At 41.0% G+C, this 16,257-nt stretch carries 14 protein-coding genes; 9 read left to right on the top strand and 5 right to left on the bottom strand.

Going from position 1 to position 16,257, the window contains the following annotated elements:
* The first annotated feature begins 29 nt into the window (after positions 1-29).
* Complete coding sequence (locus AACU32_RS31315; RefSeq protein ID WP_339378412.1) at positions 30-1,433, top strand: hypothetical protein; 1,404 nt, start codon at positions 30-32, stop codon at positions 1,431-1,433.
* A 271-nt stretch (positions 1,434-1,704) separates the two neighbouring features.
* Here the strand turns inward: AACU32_RS31315 and aroC are convergent, their stop codons facing one another.
* Positions 1,705-2,805: a chorismate synthase gene (gene aroC, locus AACU32_RS31310; protein WP_096605587.1), complete on the bottom strand. Its 1,101-nt coding sequence runs from the start codon at positions 2,803-2,805 to the stop codon at positions 1,705-1,707.
* A 352-nt stretch (positions 2,806-3,157) separates the two neighbouring features.
* On the opposite strand from aroC, the gene AACU32_RS31305 reads away from it, so the two are divergent.
* From AACU32_RS31305 to AACU32_RS31285, 5 genes are all read left to right on the top strand, one after another.
* On the top strand, positions 3,158-3,697 hold the full coding sequence (locus tag AACU32_RS31305) for a GAF domain-containing protein (RefSeq protein WP_096605585.1): 540 nt from the start codon (positions 3,158-3,160) through the stop codon (positions 3,695-3,697).
* A gap of 4 nt (positions 3,698-3,701) precedes the next feature.
* Positions 3,702-4,091 carry a VOC family protein gene (locus tag AACU32_RS31300; protein ID WP_096605583.1) on the top strand — a complete coding sequence of 130 codons (390 nt, stop codon included), beginning with the start codon at positions 3,702-3,704 and terminating at the stop codon, positions 4,089-4,091.
* A 3-nt stretch (positions 4,092-4,094) separates the two neighbouring features.
* The gene (locus tag AACU32_RS31295) at positions 4,095-5,330 is read left to right on the top strand and encodes a class I SAM-dependent methyltransferase (protein ID WP_096605581.1); all 1,236 of its coding nucleotides are present in this window, start codon (positions 4,095-4,097) and stop codon (positions 5,328-5,330) included.
* 343 nt (positions 5,331-5,673) lie between these two features.
* The gene (locus tag AACU32_RS31290) at positions 5,674-6,552 is read left to right on the top strand and encodes an NAD(P)-dependent oxidoreductase (RefSeq protein ID WP_096605579.1); all 879 of its coding nucleotides are present in this window, start codon (positions 5,674-5,676) and stop codon (positions 6,550-6,552) included.
* Positions 6,553-6,781: 229 nt separating this feature from the next.
* Positions 6,782-7,087, top strand: coding sequence for a hypothetical protein (locus AACU32_RS31285; protein ID WP_096605577.1), 306 nt, complete (start codon positions 6,782-6,784; stop codon positions 7,085-7,087).
* 215 nt (positions 7,088-7,302) lie between these two features.
* On the opposite strand, the gene AACU32_RS31280 is transcribed toward AACU32_RS31285, so the two are convergent.
* Positions 7,303-8,799: an NACHT domain-containing protein gene (locus AACU32_RS31280; protein WP_096605575.1), complete on the bottom strand. Its 1,497-nt coding sequence runs from the start codon at positions 8,797-8,799 to the stop codon at positions 7,303-7,305.
* Between the two features lie 202 nt (positions 8,800-9,001).
* On the opposite strand from AACU32_RS31280, the gene AACU32_RS31275 reads away from it, so the two are divergent.
* Positions 9,002-9,619, top strand: a complete 618-nt coding sequence (locus tag AACU32_RS31275; protein ID WP_096605573.1) for a hypothetical protein — start codon at positions 9,002-9,004, stop codon at positions 9,617-9,619.
* 343 nt (positions 9,620-9,962) lie between these two features.
* On the opposite strand, the gene AACU32_RS31270 is transcribed toward AACU32_RS31275, so the two are convergent.
* On the bottom strand, positions 9,963-10,148 hold the full coding sequence (locus AACU32_RS31270) for a hypothetical protein (protein WP_339378411.1): 186 nt from the start codon (positions 10,146-10,148) through the stop codon (positions 9,963-9,965).
* 233 nt (positions 10,149-10,381) lie between these two features.
* On the opposite strand from AACU32_RS31270, the gene AACU32_RS31265 reads away from it, so the two are divergent.
* Together AACU32_RS31265 and AACU32_RS31260 are read left to right on the top strand one after the other, a co-directional pair.
* Positions 10,382-11,044 carry an RES family NAD+ phosphorylase gene (locus AACU32_RS31265; RefSeq protein ID WP_096605571.1) on the top strand — a complete coding sequence of 221 codons (663 nt, stop codon included), beginning with the start codon at positions 10,382-10,384 and terminating at the stop codon, positions 11,042-11,044.
* A 208-nt stretch (positions 11,045-11,252) separates the two neighbouring features.
* On the top strand, positions 11,253-12,170 hold the full coding sequence (locus tag AACU32_RS31260) for a hypothetical protein (RefSeq protein WP_096605569.1): 918 nt from the start codon (positions 11,253-11,255) through the stop codon (positions 12,168-12,170).
* Positions 12,171-12,243: 73 nt separating this feature from the next.
* On the opposite strand, the gene AACU32_RS31255 is transcribed toward AACU32_RS31260, so the two are convergent.
* Both AACU32_RS31255 and AACU32_RS31250 read right to left on the bottom strand, forming a co-directional pair.
* A complete protein-coding gene (locus tag AACU32_RS31255; protein ID WP_096605567.1) occupies positions 12,244-14,454 on the bottom strand; it encodes a tetratricopeptide repeat protein in 2,211 nt (736 codons plus the stop codon).
* Positions 14,455-14,514: 60 nt separating this feature from the next.
* Positions 14,515-15,609, bottom strand: a complete 1,095-nt coding sequence (locus tag AACU32_RS31250; protein ID WP_096605565.1) for an RRXRR domain-containing protein — start codon at positions 15,607-15,609, stop codon at positions 14,515-14,517.
* Positions 15,610-16,257: the final 648 nt, after the last annotated feature.

The following is a 16,257-nucleotide window of genomic DNA, read 5'->3' as shown; positions in this document are numbered from 1 at the left end:
TTGCGATAATCTATAAAATACCCGCTTTTATGCTTAAGGAAAGCATGATCCGAGCAAAATGGCTAATATTGGCGATCGCTACAAATCTACTGGTAGTTGCTTGTACTTCACCAAAACAGGTGGATTTTAACTGTGAGATTCCCGCAGCTAGTAGTCAGCCAACCCAATCCCAGAAGTTGACTATTGAGATGTATGTAGATGGGACACCATCTATGGCAGGCTATGTAACACATCCGACAAATGCTAAAACTCGCTACATTGACACAATAGATTTACTTGACCAAATATTACAAACTGGCTGGACACCGATACCGAGAACTCAGCCACAAGTGCAATATTACCGTTTAGGGGAAACAATTAAAAATATTGATCGTAAAGACTATCTACTAGCAAAACAGTCGAAATTTTACAATGGCACAGACACCACAAAGTTTCCTCTACTAGGAGTTAGCAGAATTGAAACGGCGATTAAGCCTGCAAATGATGAAAAACTAACAGTTATTGTCACAGATTTGTACCAAGATGGCGAGGATGTCATTCAACTTAATAAAACAATTCTGGCTCAGAATTACTTTAATCCCAATCAACCAGGTTATGCAGTAGGTATTTTAGCCGTTAAAAGTGAATTTAATGGTGACGTTTATCTAGAAGATGGCAGTAAGAGAAAATTTGCATATAAAACTAATGATAATCAAGGTAATACCATTAAAGGTCAAGAATATAGACCATTTTATGTAATTTTTTTAGGGCGGTATAGTGATATTTCCGATTACTTCAAGAAACTAACTGAGAGCAATAAAATACCTGGAGATAACCACTTAACGATTTTTTCACCCAGTAATTTAATAGGTGGAGTATCTTATTTGCCAGATTTACCCAAAACTGAAGAAGGCTTACAAAGATTGCCAAATCTCACTAACGATCATGTCTCATTAGACAGAAAGGATAAAACTGAGCTATTAGAAATAGATAAAAATTACACTAAGGACTTATCAGTTAATTATAATGTTCCTTTTCTGCCTTTGAGTAATACATTGCCAGTAGACCCAGATTTTATCCAAACAGAAGTTAATATCAAAACTTCGTCTTCCTCAACACCTCTGCAAGAACTACCTCCAGATTCGCCGGTGCAAAAGGCACTAGAACTAAATCAATGGAAAATAGATAATCAGAGTTTAAATTTTACAACTACAATTAAACCCAGCATTTTTCCCCAACCAGAAATTTACTTATTCACTGTTGATGCAGTGGCTAAAAAGGTACAAAAGGAATCCTGGTGGTCTGATTGGAATGCAACTAGCAATACTAGTCAGGACTGGAAAACTTATAATTTGCAACCATTCATGGAAGGATTAAAAAATAGTACAGACAACTTGATGAGCAATAATAAAGTTGTGGTAGGGCGTTTTTGTTTTGCGATTCAAAAAAATTAAGATGGTGAGGGCGGGGAATCAGGGAATCAGGGCGGGGAGACCCATTGGTGTCAACTTAAGCTCAAACGCTTACCCGATATACGTTTTACCCCACCCCCAACCCCTCCCCTTGCCAAGGGGAGGGGCGGTTTTGCGTCAGCAAAGCCGGGGTGGGGTAACGCTCCTCGTGAGGATAAATGAGCGATCCCATCTGGGCAAGGGTTTCACGTTAAGTTGACACGTATGGGGGAGACCCCGCCCCTACGAAGGTGTTGTTTAATTAATTTCTCACTCAAGAATCAAAGTTCAGCACTTTACATTGTCCGTGATTTCTTAATAAATGATCGCACAATACTAAGGCTACCATTGTTTCTACCATTGGCACGGCCCGGGGTAATACGCAAGGATCGTGTCTACCTTTGGCTGCTAATAGGGTTTCTTCACCTTCACGAGTGACTGTTTTCTGTTCTTTTCTAATTGTGGCTGTGGGCTTAAAAGCAACTCGCAAAATAATATTTTCGCCGTTGGAAATTCCCCCTTGAATCCCACCAGAACGGTTGGTGACGGTGCGAATTTCACCTTGTTCATCAATATAAAATTCGTCGTTATGTTCAATTCCGGTTAACAGGGTTCCTGCAAAACCGGAACCAATTTCAAAACCTTTGCTAGCCGGAAGAGACATCACAGCTTTGGCAATATCTGCTTCTAATTTATCGAAGACTGGTTCGCCTAAGCCTTTGGGGACGTTTCGCGCTACGCATTCGACTACGCCACCAATAGAATCACCTTGTCTACCAATTTGCTCAATTAATTCAATCATCCGTTCTGCCGATTCCCCATCGGGACAGCGAACGATGTTGCTTTCCACTTCTTCTAAGGTGACGGTGTTGGGATCGATAACGCCTTCTAAGTCTTTGATGCGCTTGACGTAACCAATAATTTCCACATTGGCGACTTGACGGAGAATTTTTTTAGCGATCGCACCTGCGGCTACTCTGCCAATTGTCTCACGCGCTGACGACCTACCCCCGCCTTGCCAATTGCGAATTCCATATTTAGCATCATAAGTGGCATCAGCGTGAGAAGGGCGATACTTTTGTGCCATCTCATCGTAATCTTGGGGACGAGTATCTTTGTTGCGGACTAAAATTGCGATCGGTGTTCCTAATGTTTTGCCTTCAAACACCCCAGATAATATCTCGCAGATATCAGCTTCTTTGCGAGGCGTTGTAATCTTACTTTGTCCCGGACGCCTTCTATCTAGTTCTACTTGAATTTCCTCCGCAGAAATTTCTAGTCGCGGCGGACAACCATCAATCACAACTCCCACACCACCGCCGTGGGACTCACCAAAAGTAGTAATGCGAAATAGATGACCAAAAGTGTTGCCCATGATGTTGAGGAAATATACCAGGCTTATGTATTTTAACTGGTGGGGTGACAAAAGGGCGAACTCTTGAGAAAGAAGGCAGAGAGGAGAAGGAGGATGAGGGGGACAAGGGAGACAAGAGAGATATTGGGAGTGTGGGGAGAATATGAAAAAGCTTCCCGCCCAATGCCCAATGACTATTGACTATTGACAAAAAACGAGAATTTTAATCTTTATTTTCGGATTTACTCAATATCTTAAATGCTATTCTTCTCAATAAGAATGTCAATGTTATATGCAGTACATTTTTTTAGTAAAAGTCTGATAAGTTACTATAGAAACCTCAAAGTACTTACCCAGCCGTTATTTTAGATCTGTGCAAATTCATTCATATTCAGAATTTGACCCCAGTCGCCAAAGGAATTATGAGCAGGGGTTACGAAGAGTGCTTGACCGTCTGGTAATCACCATGCAGCGGGATGCATTAATTCGACAAACGATCAATCAACTTAGAGAGTCACTTCAAGTTGATCGCGTAGCTCTATATTACTTTTATGGCTGTTGGCAAGGACAAGTAACCTTTGAATCTATAGTTAAGAGTGAATACTCAATCCTGGGTTCTAAAGGGCCAGATAATTGTTTTAATGAAGAATATGCGACTTTATATTTAGCAGGAAGAGTCCGGGCAATCCCCGATATCGAATTAGAATCAATACATGATTGTCATCGAGAATTTCTCCGCAGTTTGCAGGTTCGCGCCAACTTAGTAGTACCTGTTTTGATACCTAGAGGATTATGGGGATTGTTAGTAGCGCATCACTGTCAAGCACCTCGCTTTTGGTCGCCATCAGATATTGAACAGATGCAAACAGCGGCGAAAAGTATGGCAACAGCCCCTTGTATCCTAGAGAGTTAATTATATGAAGTTCGGTTACACGATCGTTTGGGTGGATGATGTAGTTAAGACCGTTGAGTTTTACGAAAAAGCGTTTGGCCTGGTTCGTCGTACTATCCGGGAGCAAAACCAAGTTACCTGGGCAGAAATGGAAACGGGAAACACTACCCTAGCTTTTTCTTCTATTAATGAAGCGCAAGCATTATTTCCTGCTGGCTTCCATGCTAACGAACCCACCCAACCACCAACGCTAATTCAAATATCCTTGATTACACCTGATGTTGCTACTGCTTATATGAGAGCATTAGGGGCGGGAGCAAAAGCACTAGATGCGCCAAAACGTCAGCCTTGGGGACAGACAATTGCTCGTGTCCGCGATCTCAATGGCGTGTTAGTGTCGTTGGTGAGTGATTAATACATGGATTATAATCCAGCGTTGTGTGCAGCTATAGCCGATCGCATTAGCACCAGTCCCCAAGGGCGAATTAGTTTTGCTGAATATATGGACATGGTGTTATATCACCCTGAACATGGTTACTATTCCAGCAATGCAGTCAAACTTGGGTTTGAGGGTGGTGATTTTTTTACTTCTGTTCACCTGGGTAATGACTTTGGCGAATTGCTAGCGGAACAATTTCTCCAGATGTGGGAGATTTTAGGGCAACCTGAGAGCTTTTATCTGGTAGAAATGGGAGCAGGTCAAGGACTGCTAGCATCCCATATCCTTCACTACTATCAGCAGCAGTACCCAGATTTTTTGGCTGTGCTGAAATATTTAATTGTGGAAAAATCCCCCTCTCTCAAGCAAGAACAACAGCAACGCTTACAAGATTTCCCGGTGCAATGGTGCAATTTAGAAGACATACCAGCCAATTCCATTACAGGTTGCTTTTTTTCTAATGAATTGGTGGATGCTTTGCCAGTGCATCAGTTTATCCTCGAGGCGGGGGAGTTGCGGGAAGTTTATGTGACAACTTGGGGAGAAGGGGACAAGGGGGACAAGGGGGACAAGGAGGATGTTGCTTTCTTTACTCCCTCATCTCCCCGCACACCAGCGCCATCATTTGTGGAAGTTACAGGGGAACTGTCTACCTCACGGTTGGCAGAATATTTCGATTTAGTGGGGATTGATTTTGCCCAAAATGGTTATGCAGATGGCTACCGTAGTGAAATTAATTTAGCAGCTCTAGACTGGTTGAGTATAGTGGCAGACCGCTTGCAGCGGGGGTATGTGTTAACTATTGATTACGGCTACCCCGCCAATCGTTACTATAACCCCAGGCGATCGCAAGGAACGTTAAAGTGCTATTATCACCATCGCCACCATGACAACCCTTATGTCAACATCGGCCAGCAAGATATTACAGCCCATGTTGATTTTACTGCTTTGGAACGATGGGGCGATCGCTGCGGTTTAGATAAAGTGGGTTTTACCCAACAGGGTTTATTTTTAATGGTGTTAGGCTTGGGAAGTCGCATTGCGGCGCTTTCCCATCAAGAACAGTCCATTTCGCAACTATTAAGGCGGCGAGAGTCACTACATGAACTGCTGAACCCTTTAGGACTAGGTGGCTTTGGCGTTTTAGTTCAAAGCAAAGGCTTAAAGGAAAAAGAACTTTCCCAACCGCTAAAAGGCTTAACTGTGCCAGAGTAAAAGTAGGCGAAAAGTTAAAACTCTATTAATGCTGCTGTACTCTCACTTGACTAAGGTAACACTGTAACAGTGACAACTACAACATCAGGCAATGAAAAATTATGAGTACCCATGACTTGTTAATGCTAGTTACCCTACTTACTCCCGGTATTTTACTGTCAGTTGTAATTCTGGCGACTTTTGCCGCCGGGGGTTAATTACCAGATTCAAAATTCAGCAAACAGTTACCAGTTATCAGCCATCACTGTTAACTGGTAACTGTTCACTGTTCACTGTTAATTGATAATAGAAACGCGATGTCTAAGACAGGCTTCGCCTAAGCTGTACGAAAGGAACGTAAACAATGAAGGTGGCATTTCTGGGAACTGGACTGATGGGACTACCGATGGCGCAAAGGCTATTGGCAGCAAATATAGAGTTAATTGCCTATAACCGCACCCCAGAAAAATTAGCACCACTACAAGCAGCTGGTGCCGAAATCGCAACACATCCCCGCTATGCAATTCGCGCTGCTGATTGCATCATCCTCATGCTGACAAATGCAGCGGCTATTTATAGTGTGCTGCTTTCAGATACTTCTTGGCGCACTCTCTCAGGACGCACTGTCATTCAAATGGGGACGATTACTCCCACAGAAAGCCTAGAAATTAGAGACTCAGTTGTGTCTGCCGGTGGTGAGTATCTCGAAGCACCAGTTTTGGGGAGTATTCCCGAAGCACAAGCTGGTAACCTCATTCTCATGGTAGGCGCTCGCGAAGATCAATTTCAACGCTACTTAAATTTACTCCAAAATTTTGGTCCTGAACCTCGATTAGTCGGGCCTGTCGGTGCTGGAGCATCAGTTAAACTAGCATTAAATCAACTAATTTCTTCCCTAACAACTAGTTTTGCGCTGAGTCTAGCTTTTGTCCAACGTCAAAATATTGACGTAGAAAAGTTTATGGAAATTCTGCGGGAAAGTGCCCTTTACGCCCCTACCTTTGACAAAAAGCTATCACGAATGTTAGATGGCAATTTTGCTAATCCGAATTTTCCCACCAAACATTTGTTGAAAGATACAGACTTATTTATCAATGAAGCCAAAGCAGTGGATTTAGATGTTAGTAGTATTAAAGGTGTCCGGCAAATTTTGCACTCAGCGATGAAAATGTCATTTGCGAATGATGATTATTCATCCGTGTTTTATGCCATTAAAGCTTGGGAAGAGGGGCGTTGGGAATAGGGTGACATAGTAAGCTTTTAAACATTGAATTGCTAGCATTCGACTAAAAATATACCAGTTCAATGTGTATCAGCTTGCTAATCATAGTTTTTCGTTTATTGTACCTTGCTGCTAAAAAATTAACTACTTTCTGCTTTATTAACCGTAAACAGTACTGATTGTTCTATTTATGAATAATCAAAAATTTCGCGATCGCACCTGGATTCATCAATTTTACGAAAAATAAATTATGACCAATAATCAAAACCAACCTAGAGAATTCGACGATAATGGGTATAATAATTTGGCTTTCGCGATCGCGAATTCTCCAATGATAGAGAATTTAGTTGAACTCGACCTTTCAGTAGGAGACATAAATGATATAGGTGTAGAAGCTTTATTTAATTCTCCAGTAATTTGTCAACTCGATACTCTTGATATTTCTTATAATTGTATCAATTATGAAATGATTAATAAAATGAATCAATTAGGTATAAACTTTATTTGTAAAAGTGACAAACCATCTGATTACAGATACTATCCTGCTAATGAATAATCAACAGATATCTAATCATTTTTAACTATATATAGCAATCCGATGTGATTTCTGAAAAACTCTCCGTATATGTAGGGTGGGCATTACCCACCCTAAGCGTATATTCAAAAATAAAATAGGAATCCTATATATATTTCGGATTTTATGTTAGTGAATCAGTCCTAGATTAAATAAATAACCGCCAAGTACGCCAAGTACGCCAAGGAAGAAAGGGTTTATAGAGAATTTGTATTAGTAGCCAAGTATTTCTGAAAACTAATATGAGAGAAAGAGTAAATACCCCTGGTTCTCTCAACCAATAAACCATTTTGAGCTTGAATAAATTTAATAATCGCTTCGCTATCAATTTCCAATACATCTAAATTTTTATTGTCATCATATAAGCTATAAATGTATTCTTGTATCTGCTGCTCAACAGCTTCTTTTTTAAAGAAATACTCGCCTTTAGACCAAGAATTACGAGCAATTTGGCTCAATAATTCTCCTGTTTGTTTTACAGAAATGTGCTGATAAATTCCATCTCGTTGAATATGACGCTGATTATCCCATTGTTTAAGCAAGATATCCAATGCTTCTTGATAAATTGCCGATGTATTAAATATGAAATCTGCTCTCGCTGCAAAAATTAAACATAAAAATGTCAGCAATAAAGGATTAGTTGCTAGTGCTTTTAGTGATTGATTCTCTCGTAGCTTGTGTAAAAAATATTCTGCTTTTATCGCTTCTTTATCCTGAAACCATTTAATCACAAATTCAGTTATCTGTTGCTCATCAAAATCAGCAATTTCTACTTCAGTGAACTGCTCAAAAATATAATTCTGTGCCGCAACTCGGCAGGTAATCACAAAGGAATTGGCGTAAAATCGGGTTGTAAAGCTGCAAATATCCTGCAAAACTCGGTTATAATCCGCATCCCTGACTTGATCTAAACCATCTAATAAAACTATTGTTTTCCCTTGCGTGAGAAGGGTTAGCCCTGCATTGGGTACAGCTACTCCACAATCTTCAAACTGTTCTGTAATGTACTCTAGTAAGGTGGGTTGCTCTTTTGCCTGGGCAAAGTCTTTGAGAGCAATGAATATAGGGACGCGATCGCCTCTATACTCACCTAGGTTACACAGAAACGCCAGCCATTTTAAAAATATCGTCTTACCCGTTCCTGGTTTCCCGAAAATCATCAATTTGTCGTAGCGTTCCACGGCTTCTAAGGCTGGTAGGCGCGGTTGTTCTAGGCTTCCTAAGTTAAAACAGTTAAACTTCGTCGGGTCAAAATCCCGTACTATCTCCGCAATATCCAGCCGTCTGCGTCCAGTGATGCGTTCCCAAATATTGACATGAGTGTAGATAGTATCTAGCCTGATTGGCTGTTCCATATCTAGCACCCGCATGACACCACAACGTCTTTGAATGCTGTCGTGGACTTTTTCGCGGACATTATGCACCAAACTCTGAATTTGGCTAATGCTGGCTGATTGTTCTTCCTCAGGGAAGGATGAAGGCTTGACAATCTCTTCCCAATTCAAGTTAAGCTTTTCGCAAATAGTGACGAAAATATAGCGATCGACTGCTTTACCTTGAAAAAACTTAGTCACTGGCTGACGACTAATTCCTAGTTCTCCAGCTAACCCCTGCTGTGTCAAGGAATTACGGATCAGCGCCGCTTCGGCCTTACTAATTCCCTTAGCCGATGCTTGAAGCGATCGCCTAGTCATTACGTCTATATCAAACCATTTTGTTAATTATATCACTAATTTAGCAAAAAATCATACCCATCTCATTCAAAAGTCATACATAAGTCATGCCCAAGAATGATTGTAAAACATGCATAAGAATGCGAATCTAGAGATCTAGATATTTGACATCTCTTACATGAAGAAGTGAATATTATGTTATGTGGTCGGTTTAGGAGGGATTATGAGCGGAATTAACGTCTCGATTGATGCTCCTTCCGGGAAATATGTTATGCAACAAGCACTAGAGCGAATCGCTATAGAATTTCAGGATTATCTTAATTCCCTACAACCGGAGGAAATTAAATGTTTAGCTGAGCGATTAACACCAACTAATATTAAGCCAAAGTATTCCCAAGCTGAAATTGACTTTGCTGCCAAGCTTGGTGCTGATCAAATTAGTGATGAAGAGCGTAGTAGGTTAGAACTGGCTACCCTCACAAGAAATTTTAAGTGGAGACAAGAATTACTTAAATCTTCATTAACGGCACCACAAGTGGCCGATTTATTAAATACAACTCGTCAGACACCACACGATCGCTTAAAAAAGAATAGCTTAATTGCTGTTCAAGATAACGGAGTCTGGAAATTTCCCACCTGGCAATTCGATCCTGAGGGGCCAGATGGCACGATCGCTGGACTTCCAGATGTTTTAAAAGCTTTAAAAGTTCCTGCTTTATCAAAAATTAGTTGGCTAACTCGACCCAACAAAGCTTTAAATGACTTAACCCCCATAGAAGCCTTGAAATTTGGTCAGATAGATGACGTAATTGCTGAAGCCAGGACTGTGGGTGTCTTTTAGCAGTCTCTCCACAAACAAATGATCAATCATATTCGACGCGCAGACGCGGGGAAATTTTCATTCTCCGCATCTTCGCGTCTTTGTTTTTGGTCATTGGTCATTGGTCATTGGTCAATTGTCATTTGTTTTCCTTTGTCCTCCTTGTCTCCCTTGTCCTCCTTGTCCCCCCTGTCTCCTTTGTCCCCCTTGTTTCCTTTGTCCCCCTCATCGGAAACCTAAACAATGGACTCTTGACTATTGACAACCCTAACCTTGAATGTGTGTGCCCTTTGCGTAAGTCCTCTAAGTATAAATCCTGCCCAAAAATTAAATAAGTGGCGGCTAAAAGTTACAGAAACTACAATTAAATTGCTAAAAATGTCCGGAAACACGTAGCTAACACCTGAATTTTGCAGTAGATATAGTTGTAATGTACTAGTGCAGCGATCGCAGAAATGCAGCTAATATTCAAAATAGATAAAAAAGCTACGTAATCAGCTTTTTGAATTTTGAATTCCTGGCGACGGCTGTAGTTGACAGATGCAGTCAAAGTCTGCAATTTCAAATGAAGGCGCTCAGTATCAAGGATAAAGGATGAAGTACACTCTATAAATCAATAACATTGTTGGTCAATTCATCAGGGGTAAAACACCTGACCAAATAAACCCTGGTTTTGTGTTGTTTTATCGCCTAGAGGAACTTTCATCTTTCATCTTGTATCGTTCATCCTTATTCAGTCAAGTATTCCCATTTTCTCCGTCAATCAGATGAGGAGTGATCAAGGTGGTCAAACTAATTGTCCCGCCACCTCGCTTTGGCAGGCCAAGACCAAAATTTTATAGTTTAAAGAAGGGTACGGAACTTTTCAGAATTTTCCGGACAGATTTTGGTACTAGTGCCCTAAGTTTTCGATTTTGGGGTCCACTTTATCGCTTTGATCATCATCGTGGTAAATTGCCTAAAATTTCCTACGAACCACTAGATCACCAACCAGACAATGACCACGAACGGGGTATTTACTACCTTGCACCAAAAATCTCCAGTTGTCTAGTAGAAATTTTTGGTGATACTGGTTGTATAGAAATTACCGACCAGCAAATTGCGATTGTAACTGCCACAAGGGATTTAAAATTACTGGATCTACGTGGTGATGGTGCAATGCGGGCTGGTGCGAATGAAGCCACTCTCGCCAAGACAGAAAAACGTGGTCTTAGCCAAGCTTGGTCACGCTATTTTTATGAGCAGCCAGCAATTTACTCCCAAATCCACGGGTTAATTTATGGCAATGCCCATAATAATGAAGAAGCGATCGCTATTTATGAACGTGGTGAACATTTCTTCAGCTGTAAACCAGAAAATATATTACCGCTGAAACACGAATTGTTACGGGGCGTAATCTTAAAAGCAGCAGATGACAATAATTTAGAAGTTATTCCTTATTGGTAATTTTGTCATTTGTCATTTGTCATTTGTCATTTGTCATTGGTCATTAGTAAAGGCTTCAGATATATTTACGGTTCGCAACATAGCTTTGGACAATCGCCAACTAACTTAATTCCGGTTAGCGCAAATCCTCGTAGGGCTGGGGTCTCCCCGCCCTTTTCTTGACGACAATTTATATATCGCTATTATTAATTAAATTTGTAAACAAATTATGATTAGCAAAACCGATAAAGAACCAGGTAACAACCAGATTTCTCGGGAAGCGGTGGATTGGCTACTAAGACGGATTCTTCATATCCCCAAAAACTGGTTAATTATTAGTAGTCTTTTTATCTTACTCAGCACCTTTCAAATTACTGGTGGTGAAAAATTAACTTTTAAATTTCAGGTAACAAATACAACAGCAATTTTCTTAGTCCTAATCTGGCTACCATCTGTGCTGAAAATTGTGGCTTTAACTGGAGGAGCAATCAAAACACCAGCGGGTGAAATTACTGGTTCTAGTATGATGCCGATGCTACAGTCATTGACTGGGGATACTCTAGGATTTTTGATTGAGCATACTAAGCTAGCAGAAGATGTTGCACCACCACAACAGCAGCTAGAAATGCGGCAAATGCGTCATGAATGGCAGAAAGTTTATGCATCAAGGGTTCCTGCGTCGGAAATACAAAAACAAATTGAGAGCTTGAGTCAACGTTATAAAGAAATTAGAAGTTCTCTACCATCAGGAGCAAAACGCACATTTGAGATGGAATCTATTACTGGTAGGATGCGTGCGCTAGCTCCCGAAGTGAATTTTTCTGAACCAGAGGTAAACAACCTGCTCAAATCCAACGACCAAGGTAAGCGATTACTCGGGCTGTCTGTAGTAGAGTGGTCTGGAGATCCGACTTATTTTTATGCAGTGCTAAATATGATTAATAATTCGGAAACTGCTTTTGAGCAGACTTGTGCATTGCGAGCTGCTGAGAAGATGGTCAGTAAACTAAACACTCAGCAGAAACAAGATTTGCATTCAGTACTGCTACATCAACGGAATTTCAATGAAGCAGAAAAATGCTGGATTAGACCTAATTCTAATCGTTGGGCACTGAGCGATCGCATTTTAACAGCCCTAGAACAATAGGCAGAGGGGACAAGGGAGAAATAGCAATTTCCAATGCCCAATCCCCACTTGCCCAATGCCCAATCCCCAGTATCTATAACTTAGGTAAAATTTCCGGTAACATCTGAGCGGGAATTTTGGATAAAGCAAAATTTTGCCCTTGGATTCCTAATTCATTATGGAAAGCGCGAATTGTTTTCACCACATAAGAAAAGGTTGTTTTATAAGCTTCTGGTTGTTTGCTCAATCCATTTAAGGCTTGCAAATGGTTATTTAATGCTGCTTCTAAATGTTGAGAACGTTCTGTTTGATCGCCATTGAAATATTGATCTGTAGCCATTTGATAATGGGCTAGACCTAAGTTATTGTGAGTAGCTAGCAAATCAAAACTTAGAGCCGAAGCATGAAGTGAGTGCGCCAGAGCCAAGGCTTCATCATAAGCGGCAATGCACAATCGCAGATAATTATATCGGTCTTCTTTAGTTGTCTGTGATAGATTTGCTAAATGCCAATAAGCAGTGCCAAGATTATTTTGTGTCGCAGCACAGCCGCTAGGAACAGTTGCGGGTGTGCGGTATTTGAGCGCATCACAATAAACATCAATCGCCATTCGCAGATTGTGAGCGGGTTGCTCGTATTGTGCAAGATTCCAGTAGGCAGTGCCGATGTTATTTTGAATCATGCCATACTTGAGCGGTTCATCTTTAGGGCTGTAGTGAGCAAGTGCTAAGTTATAAGATGCGATCGCTTTCTTTAAATTCACCGTAGGTTGATTGTATTGTCCCAGATGCCAGTAAGCAGTACCCAAATTATTCTGACACGCTGCATACTTTAATGGCTCCATTGCCACTGTACGGTAGCGCAAGGCTTCGTTATAAGCTATAACTGCTTGTTGCCAGCAATCTGGCGGGTTAGCAAACCGGGCTAAATCTCCGTAAGCTGTGCCTAAATTATTTTGCACACGAGCATAAGTTTCTGGGTGCGTCTGTGGTGATATCTGCTTTAAAGCTAACTTGTAAAATTCAATTCCTTGTTCTATATAAGTTTGTCCGTCTTCAGAATTATGTGGGGTGCGATATAACATCCAGTAGAGTGTGCCCAAATCATTTAAGATATCTGGCATGTTTGGCGAGGTGTCATCAAAGGATATCGCTTCTTGGTAGGAAATAATTGCTAACATTAGGTTTTCTACCGTTACTTGTCCTTGTTCAATGCGAAGGCGGTATAAGTTTCCTAAACGATGATAAGCGGCTGCTAATGCTTCGGGTGAACCGTTCTGTGAGTGTAATCGTTCAATCTCAAACAGAATTTGCTGCGGTTGCGAAATCTCCTCGTCATCTTGAATTATTTTTGTATTAATTGTTGCTAATACTAGATCGGTTAACTCTTTGCTAATATGAGCCAAAGATGGCAGTGATGGGAGATTATCTTCAGTGGATCTGTCCGGAGCTTGTTCCTGCTGTACATCGACTTTCAAAAGTTCCGTTGGCACAGAGATTTCCTTTGGTTGCTGTCCGTTATTTTCGGCTGTATCTTTCTGAAAATCAAAATCATCTTCAAAGTTTAGTTCGCTTGAAGTTGCGGCTTCTAGTTCTGCCTGCGCAACTGCTTCTTCTAAAATTGAAGGTTGAAGATTCTCAAAATCTAAACTTCTAGAACCTGCAAACCTTTCCGGAAAATCTGCATTTTGTATCGTAGGTGTCGGATCTCCTGCAAAGAAAAATACACCTGTACGGCTATCCCAAAACTGTGGTGCTGACTGCTGAATAGCAGATAACCAAGGACGCGGTATCCACAACAGTATGCTAGCTTCTAAAAACCTGGTGGATTGTGGGCTAGATAAATATTCCTGACTTAAGCTGAGGTGGTGTAAAAATAAACGCTGGACTGCAACTGCTTGTCTGGTAAGTAGCTCGACGCCGACAATTTGAAATGCAGGTACAGGTAAAGGCCTTCCTGGGCTATCTTTTGATGCTCCTACAATTGGCGGTGGATAATTAGTCAGCCATTGATTTATCTGCGCTATGGGATTAGGATCGCTGAGATTTAAACGCAAAGTTGCTAAGCGTGGATAAGCTGGTGTACTACTTTCCAGCATATCTTCTGGCTGATATAACACTTGTCCAACTGGATAAGCCAAGGTAGAATGCAAACGAGCTGCTATTTGATTTCTTAAGTGTAAATCATCACAAACTGCTAAAAATAGTTGTCTTCGTAAATTCAAACTCAAGGCAAGTTTTAATCGGTGATATACTTGCCGATTCCAAGTAAAATTGTCTGTGTGTGGAGTATCATTCACGCTCATCGAAAAAATGGGTCTGAAACCCCGTCCTTTAGCGAAGCGAAGGACGGCTTTACATATCTTTTAGACAACAATCAACCCGTTGGAACGACGAATTAACTGCACTTTGCTAGAAGCAATCTGCCCTAACCGTTTCCAGTTAGCATCGCTGACAGATACTTGTTTTTCGGTGTCTCCTGACACATAACCGACACCCTTGGGAGATTTAACAAAGTCACCCTTGCGTAATCCGTGACGGGTTGTAGAACCGCCATATCTACGTCGCACTCCACCCTTTGCAGGAAGCATTAAGTGAAGTTGGCGACGAGAATAAGGAGGACGAAGAATTACCTTGAATATTGCAGACGTAATTGTGACATTACCAAACCAATCACCACTATCAACTTTTGTTGTGTGGTACTGGCGATACTCAACAAAAGCTGTTGCCGCAATAGTTACACCATCAACAGCATGAGTATTAAACTCAGGATTGGACTTGTCTAGCTTATTCTTGGTTAGCCCCAAGTGTTTGCGAGTTGATGCGGTTTGATAGCCCTCAACTTTAACAACTGGTGCGAACTTTTCTAGTTGGCTTAACATCCATTTTTGTCCGACCATTACAGGTGAAAAGCCTTTACCAGATTTCGCTTTTTTACGTCCACTGGTGAGGTCTACATCAGCCCGGACATACTCGTACCGAATTTTTGACACTGGATAGATTTTGCATAACTCTGAAACTATCCTGAGTTCCAATTGACGATTAGCACGAATCGAAGGTGGAAGCTTACCTTGACAACGATTATCAAATCTTTTTTGGCGGTGTGCGCGGTTTAAAAAATCGACCTTGCGGTTGATTCTTCTTTTTCTGCGACCTTGCCGCATTAATCGCCTTGAGTCCATGCGGTCACGCACTGTTTGAAACGGCAAAATCAAGTGAGCCGTGTACAGTGTAAACTTTGCGGACTGAACACCAATTCCAGAGAAATTTTTGCCGGGGTCAATCCCAACGACAATATCTTGGGCTACCCGTCCAGATGGCTTACCAGTCAGTTGAACATAAAATTGTCCACAATCCGACCAGCGTTTTACTGCTTTACCTGATGCAATCCATTTCCTTGCTCGTGCAGGTGTTGTGGGCATCAGTGGTTGGTGGTTTTGATTTACTACAGGTACTCGCATTTTTTTGGTATAACCCAATCACTTGTTTAAGTCCCTTCCCGCAACATAGCTAAGATGCCTTGCCTTTACGCAACGCCTAACCAATTAGGCTTACAAATAGTCCAGACTAGGGAAGTATCTGGAAGTGTTTACTAAGCCATGTCTCAATGCGGTATTCACTTCTTGCGTTGTCTAAATTGGTTTAGACAAACCTCACTCTAGAAGGGTGAGGTTAGTGAAAGTGGCTACAAAGCCAAAACATCGTTTACATTCTTTTTAAGGGTACATCTAAGTCGTTAACCCCTTTGGGGAATTTAACACTCAAGAGTACAATCCCCATAAATTAATGATACCTAAATGATACGGGTAGCAGATAGCCCCGAAGTAAAACCATCAAAATGCCCAAAATTTTGATGGTTTTACGTCTTTTAAGTCTGGGTGTAATGAGGACAGTCCTAATTTATTAGGCACCCGTATTATTTTGCACATGAAAAATTACACGCAGACTGACTATAGCAGTAGTCCTAAATTATTCGTGAGAAGTTATACTAATTCAAAGAATTTTTGCTACACATAAATTATTCGTAAGGGCACAACATTGTAGTGCTACTACCCATCTGTCGCATTATTTTTTTAAATGAATTTGACTTTTAAAAAGACTGACCCAAT

Origin of the sequence: Calothrix sp. NIES-2100, from assembly GCF_963875285.1 — a bacterium.
Taxonomy (GTDB): domain Bacteria; phylum Cyanobacteriota; class Cyanobacteriia; order Cyanobacteriales; family Nostocaceae; genus Aulosira.
The sequence above is the reverse complement of the archived record's forward strand: the minus strand, read 5'-3'. Positions and strand labels throughout refer to the sequence as shown.

What these genes read in the sequence shown, in the direction of transcription:
- AACU32_RS31300 (WP_096605583.1), top strand. Translation starts at nt 3,702, where the DNA reads ATGAAGTTCGGTTACACGATCGTTTGGGTGGATGATGTAGTTAAGACC.
- AACU32_RS31285 (WP_096605577.1), top strand. Translation starts at nt 6,782, where the DNA reads ATGACCAATAATCAAAACCAACCTAGAGAATTCGACGATAATGGGTAT.
- AACU32_RS31290 (WP_096605579.1), top strand. Translation starts at nt 5,674, where the DNA reads ATGAAGGTGGCATTTCTGGGAACTGGACTGATGGGACTACCGATGGCG.
- AACU32_RS31295 (WP_096605581.1), top strand. Translation starts at nt 4,095, where the DNA reads ATGGATTATAATCCAGCGTTGTGTGCAGCTATAGCCGATCGCATTAGC.
- AACU32_RS31250 (WP_096605565.1), bottom strand. Translation starts at nt 15,609, where the DNA reads ATGCGAGTACCTGTAGTAAATCAAAACCACCAACCACTGATGCCCACA.
- aroC (WP_096605587.1), bottom strand. Translation starts at nt 2,805, where the DNA reads ATGGGCAACACTTTTGGTCATCTATTTCGCATTACTACTTTTGGTGAG.
- AACU32_RS31255 (WP_096605567.1), bottom strand. Translation starts at nt 14,454, where the DNA reads ATGAGCGTGAATGATACTCCACACACAGACAATTTTACTTGGAATCGG.
- AACU32_RS31315 (WP_339378412.1), top strand. Translation starts at nt 30, where the DNA reads ATGCTTAAGGAAAGCATGATCCGAGCAAAATGGCTAATATTGGCGATC.
- AACU32_RS31280 (WP_096605575.1), bottom strand. Translation starts at nt 8,799, where the DNA reads ATGACTAGGCGATCGCTTCAAGCATCGGCTAAGGGAATTAGTAAGGCC.
- AACU32_RS31275 (WP_096605573.1), top strand. Translation starts at nt 9,002, where the DNA reads ATGAGCGGAATTAACGTCTCGATTGATGCTCCTTCCGGGAAATATGTT.
- AACU32_RS31260 (WP_096605569.1), top strand. Translation starts at nt 11,253, where the DNA reads ATGATTAGCAAAACCGATAAAGAACCAGGTAACAACCAGATTTCTCGG.